We start from the raw sequence: 4542 nt of genomic DNA, 5'->3' as shown, positions 1-4542 counted from the left end.
TCGCCGGCAAGCCGGCTCCTACATTTTGTATCTGGGCATTGAATTCAATCCGTGCAGGCCTTTGCTTGCCGCTGGGGTTCCCGCTCTTTAGACTTACGCCTCATTTAAACGAGAGCAGGGTCGATGCCAGCTGCCTTTCCCCCCGATTCTGTTGGACTGGTCGTGCCCCAAGTGGCGCACTTCAGCGAACCGCTGGCCCTGGCCTGCGGTCGTTCGCTGCCCGCCTACGACCTGATCTATGAAACCTACGGCCAACTGAATGCCACGGCGAGCAACGCCGTGCTGATCTGCCACGCCTTGTCCGGCCATCATCACGCGGCCGGTTTCCATTCGGTCGACGAGCGCAAGCCCGGCTGGTGGGACAGTTGCATCGGCCCCGGCAAGCCCATCGACACCAACAAGTTCTTTGTGGTCAGCCTGAACAACCTCGGCGGCTGCAACGGTTCCACCGGCCCGAGCAGTATCAACCCGGAAACCGGCAAGCCGTTCGGCGCCGACTTCCCGGTGCTCACCGTGGAAGACTGGGTGCACAGCCAGGCGCGTCTTGCCGACCTGCTGGGCGTCAGCCAGTGGGCCGCCGTAATCGGCGGCAGCCTGGGTGGCATGCAGGCATTGCAGTGGACCATCACCTACCCGGATCGCGTGCGCCATTGCCTGGCCATCGCCTCGGCCCCCAAGTTGTCGGCGCAGAACATTGCCTTCAACGAAGTGGCGCGCCAGGCCATCCTGACCGACCCGGAGTTCCACGGTGGTTCGTTCCAGGAAGCCGGTGTGATCCCCAAGCGCGGCCTGATGCTGGCGCGGATGGTCGGGCACATCACCTACCTGTCCGATGACTCCATGGGCGAGAAATTCGGCCGTGGCCTCAAGAGCGAGAAGCTCAACTACGACTTCCACAGCGTCGAATTCCAGGTGGAAAGCTACCTGCGCTATCAAGGCGAGGAGTTCTCCGGGCGTTTTGACGCCAACACCTACCTGCTGATGACCAAGGCCCTGGACTATTTCGACCCGGCGGCCAACCATGACGACGACCTGGCGAAAACCTTCGAAGGCGCCACGGCCAAGTTCTGCGTGATGTCGTTCACCACCGACTGGCGCTTCTCGCCGGCGCGCTCACGCGAGCTGGTGGATGCGCTGATGGCCGCACGCAAAGACGTCTGCTATCTGGAGATCGACGCTCCGCAAGGCCACGACGCCTTCCTGATCCCGATCCCGCGTTACTTGCAGGCGTTCGGCAATTACATGAACCGGATTACTGTGTGAGAACGCCATGAGAGCCGACCTGGAAATCATCCAAGACTGGATCCCCGCGGGCAGCCGCGTGCTCGACCTGGGCTGCGGCGATGGCGAACTGCTGAGCTGGCTGCGCGACAACAAGCAAGTCACCGGCTATGGCCTGGAAAACGACCCGGACAACATCGCCCAGTGCGTGGCCAAGGGCATCAACGTGATCGAGCAGGACCTGGACAAGGGCCTGGGCAACTTTGCCAGCAACAGTTTCGACATCGTGGTGATGACCCAGGCCCTGCAGGCGGTGCACTACCCGGACCGCATCCTCGACGAGATGCTGCGCGTCGGCCGCCAGTGCATCATCACCTTCCCCAACTTCGGGCACTGGCGCTGCCGTTGGTACCTGGCCACCAAGGGCCGCATGCCGGTGTCGGACTTCCTGCCCTACACCTGGTACAACACGCCGAACATCCACTTCTGCACCTTCGAAGACTTCGAAGCCCTGTGTGGCGAGCGTGAAGCCAAGGTGATCAACCGCCTTGCCGTCGATCAACAGCACCGCCACGGCTGGGCGAGTAAGCTATGGCCCAACCTGTTGGGCGAAATCGGTATTTACCGGGTCAGCAGTCCTGGCCTGACCGACCACAAGATTGCCGTCTAATCATCTTCAAGAGGGACGCTCATGAGTCGTTTGGCTATTTTTCTATTGACCGCACTCCTTGGCACCCATGCCATGGCCGCCGACGTTATCGATCCCAATCGCACGAAGGAATTCGGCGATATCACCGTGCGTTACAACACCTTCACCTCCAGCTTCCTGCAACCGGAAACCGCCCAGGCGGTAGGCGTGGTACGCAGCAAGAACAAGGGCCTGATCAACGTGTCCGTGTTCAAGGGCGTAACACCCGTGGTGGCGCAAGTGACCGGCACCATCAAGGACTTGGGCGGCAAGAGCGAAGTACTGACGTTCAAGCAGATCACCGAAAAAGGCGCCACCAACTACCTGGCCCCCTATTCGGTGCCACAACAGGAATTCAGGACCTTCACGATTAACGTTGAAACCGGGGGCAAGGCCCACAGTTTCAGTTTTGTCCAAGAACTTTTCCCGGCCGAATGATGAACCTTACCCAACTCGTACTGGCCAGCCATAACGCCGGCAAACTCAAAGAACTGCAAGCCATGCTCGGCGACTCCGTGCAACTGCGCTCGATTGGCGAGTTCAGCCAGGTGGAGCCGGAAGAGACCGGCCTGTCGTTCGTCGAGAATGCCATCCTCAAGGCGCGCAACGCCGCACGTATCTCCGGCCTGCCGGCGCTGGCAGATGACTCGGGCCTGGCGGTCGACTTCCTCGGCGGCGCGCCGGGCATTTATTCGGCACGCTACGCCGACGGCAAGGGCGACGCCGCCAACAACGCCAAGCTGCTGGACGCGCTCAAGGACGTGCCCGATGCCGAGCGCGGTGCACAGTTCGTCTGCGTGCTGGCCTTGGTACGGCATGCCGATGACCCGCTGCCGATCCTCTGCGAAGGCTTGTGGCACGGGCGCATCCTGCATGCGGCCAGCGGTGAGCATGGGTTTGGCTATGACCCGTTGTTCTGGGTGCCGGAGCGCAATGTCTCCAGCGCCGAACTGAGCCCGGCCGACAAGAACCAGATCAGCCACCGCGCCCGCGCAATGGATTTGCTGCGCCAACGCCTGAGCCTGAAATGACCCAGAACACCTCTGCGCAGCCGCTGATCCACGGTGGCGCGCAAACACCTCGGGCGGCCTTGCCTGTGCTGCCGCCCCTGGCGCTGTATATCCACATCCCGTGGTGCGTGCGCAAATGCCCTTATTGCGACTTCAACTCCCACACCGCCAGTAAAGTACTGCCGGAAGAAGAGTATGTGGACGCCCTGCTGGCCGACCTCGACCAGGACCTGCACGCGGTTTACGGCCGCGAGTTGAGCTCGATCTTCTTTGGTGGCGGTACGCCGAGCCTGTTCAGCGCCGCTGCGTTGGGTCGCTTGCTCGAGGGGGTGGAAGCCCGTATCCCATTTGCCCGCGATATCGAGATCACCCTGGAAGCCAACCCCGGCACCTTCGAACAAGAGAAGTTCGTCGCGTATCGCAAGCTGGGCATCAACCGCCTGTCCATCGGCATCCAGAGCTTCCAGCAAGAAAAGCTTCAAGCCCTGGGCCGCATCCACAATGGTGACGAAGCGGTGCGTGCCGCCGGCATGGCGCGCCAGGCCGGGTTCGATAACTTCAACCTGGACCTGATGCACGGCTTGCCCGATCAGTCCCTGGACGATGCCCTGAGCGACCTGCGCCAGGCCATCGCGCTGAAGCCGACGCATCTGTCCTGGTATCAACTGACCCTGGAACCCAATACCGTCTTCTGGAACCAGCCGCCTGCATTGCCGGAAGACGATACCTTGTGGGACATCCAGGAAGCCGGCCAGGCACTGCTCGCCGAACACGGCTACGCGCAATATGAAGTGTCGGCCTATGCCCAACCCGGTCGCCCGGCGCGGCATAACCTCAATTACTGGAGCTTCGGCGACTTTATCGGCATCGGCGCCGGCGCCCATGGCAAGCTCAGTCACCCGGACGGGCGCATCGTGCGCACCTGGAAGACCCGCGCACCAAAGGACTACCTCAACCCGGCCAAAAGCTTCCAGGCCGGTGCGAAGGAACTGACCAACGAAGAACTGCCGTTCGAGTTCCTGATGAACGCCCTGCGCCTCACCGAAGGTGTCGACGCCAGGCTCTACGCCGAGCGTACCGGCCTCGACCTCGCGAGCCTTGATGAAGGCCGCCGCGAGGCAGAACAAAGTGGCTTAATGCAGGTCGAACCGTCACGCCTGGCGGCGACCGACCGCGGGCAACTCTTTCTCAATGACCTGTTGCAGAAGTTTTTGAGCTGACGCTCTAAGGAAATCGAATGGATTTGGTACTCGACCTGCTCGCCACCGTATCCCGCTGGAGCCGTAGCAACCTGTCGGAAATCTCCCTGGCCCTCGTCGGCTGCCTGCTGGTGCTGTTCGGCGCCGATATCAAAGGCTGGGTGGAAGCCCGCCTGGGCAGCATCGCAGGCGCATTGCGCGTCCCGTTGATGGCGTTGGTGTGCATGATCGGCAGCGGCGCGGCGTTGATTTACGCCACGCCGTGGATTGTGCGGGGCTTGAGCCAGTTCAATAACTACAGCCTGGCACCGGTGCTGCTGGTGGTACTGGTGTTGATTGGCGTTGTGGCCGATCGCCGCTAACCTCGAGCACACCGAGAAACAACTGTGGGAGCTGGCCTGTTGTAGTGAGCGGGCTTATTGTG

6 protein-coding genes are annotated in these 4542 nt (G+C 61.7%); all 6 read left to right on the top strand.

Translation table 11 applies throughout. The annotated features are described in order from the left end of the window. Window positions 1–123: 123 nt before the first annotated feature. The 6 genes from BM70_RS0130880 to BM70_RS0130855 are packed head-to-tail and all read left to right on the top strand — an operon-like array spanning window position 124 to window position 4480. On the top strand, window positions 124–1263 hold the full coding sequence (locus BM70_RS0130880) for a homoserine O-acetyltransferase (RefSeq protein WP_025859583.1): 1140 nt from the start codon (window positions 124–126) through the stop codon (window positions 1261–1263). A gap of 7 nt (window positions 1264–1270) precedes the next feature. Beyond that, window positions 1271–1891 carry a methionine biosynthesis protein MetW gene (gene metW / locus BM70_RS0130875; RefSeq protein WP_016972957.1) on the top strand — a complete coding sequence of 207 codons (621 nt, stop codon included), beginning with the start codon at window positions 1271–1273 and terminating at the stop codon, window positions 1889–1891. Between the two features lie 21 nt (window positions 1892–1912). Beyond that, on the top strand, window positions 1913–2347 hold the full coding sequence (locus BM70_RS0130870; RefSeq protein ID WP_025859582.1) for a DUF4426 domain-containing protein: 435 nt from the start codon (window positions 1913–1915) through the stop codon (window positions 2345–2347). Then, a complete protein-coding gene (gene rdgB, locus BM70_RS0130865) occupies window positions 2344–2940 on the top strand; it encodes an RdgB/HAM1 family non-canonical purine NTP pyrophosphatase (protein WP_025859581.1) in 597 nt (198 codons plus the stop codon). The genes BM70_RS0130870 and rdgB overlap by 4 nt, the downstream gene beginning before the upstream one ends. Next, window positions 2937–4139, top strand: coding sequence for a radical SAM family heme chaperone HemW (gene hemW / locus BM70_RS0130860; RefSeq protein ID WP_025859580.1), 1203 nt, complete (start codon window positions 2937–2939; stop codon window positions 4137–4139). The genes rdgB and hemW overlap by 4 nt, the downstream gene beginning before the upstream one ends. Before the next feature lie 17 nt (window positions 4140–4156). Beyond that, window positions 4157–4480, top strand: a complete 324-nt coding sequence (locus BM70_RS0130855; RefSeq protein ID WP_003213776.1) for a DUF3392 domain-containing protein — start codon at window positions 4157–4159, stop codon at window positions 4478–4480. Window positions 4481–4542: the final 62 nt, after the last annotated feature.

This window comes from Pseudomonas sp. CHM02 (genome assembly GCF_000612585.1).
GTDB lineage: Bacteria > Pseudomonadota > Gammaproteobacteria > Pseudomonadales > Pseudomonadaceae > Aquipseudomonas.
Note: the sequence above shows the minus strand (reverse complement) of the source record. Positions and strands in the feature narration are given on the sequence as shown.

What these genes read in the sequence shown, in the direction of transcription:
- BM70_RS0130880 (WP_025859583.1), top strand. Translation starts at nt 124, where the DNA reads ATGCCAGCTGCCTTTCCCCCCGATTCTGTTGGACTGGTCGTGCCCCAA.
- metW (WP_016972957.1), top strand. Translation starts at nt 1,271, where the DNA reads ATGAGAGCCGACCTGGAAATCATCCAAGACTGGATCCCCGCGGGCAGC.
- BM70_RS0130870 (WP_025859582.1), top strand. Translation starts at nt 1,913, where the DNA reads ATGAGTCGTTTGGCTATTTTTCTATTGACCGCACTCCTTGGCACCCAT.
- rdgB (WP_025859581.1), top strand. Translation starts at nt 2,344, where the DNA reads ATGATGAACCTTACCCAACTCGTACTGGCCAGCCATAACGCCGGCAAA.
- hemW (WP_025859580.1), top strand. Translation starts at nt 2,937, where the DNA reads ATGACCCAGAACACCTCTGCGCAGCCGCTGATCCACGGTGGCGCGCAA.
- BM70_RS0130855 (WP_003213776.1), top strand. Translation starts at nt 4,157, where the DNA reads ATGGATTTGGTACTCGACCTGCTCGCCACCGTATCCCGCTGGAGCCGT.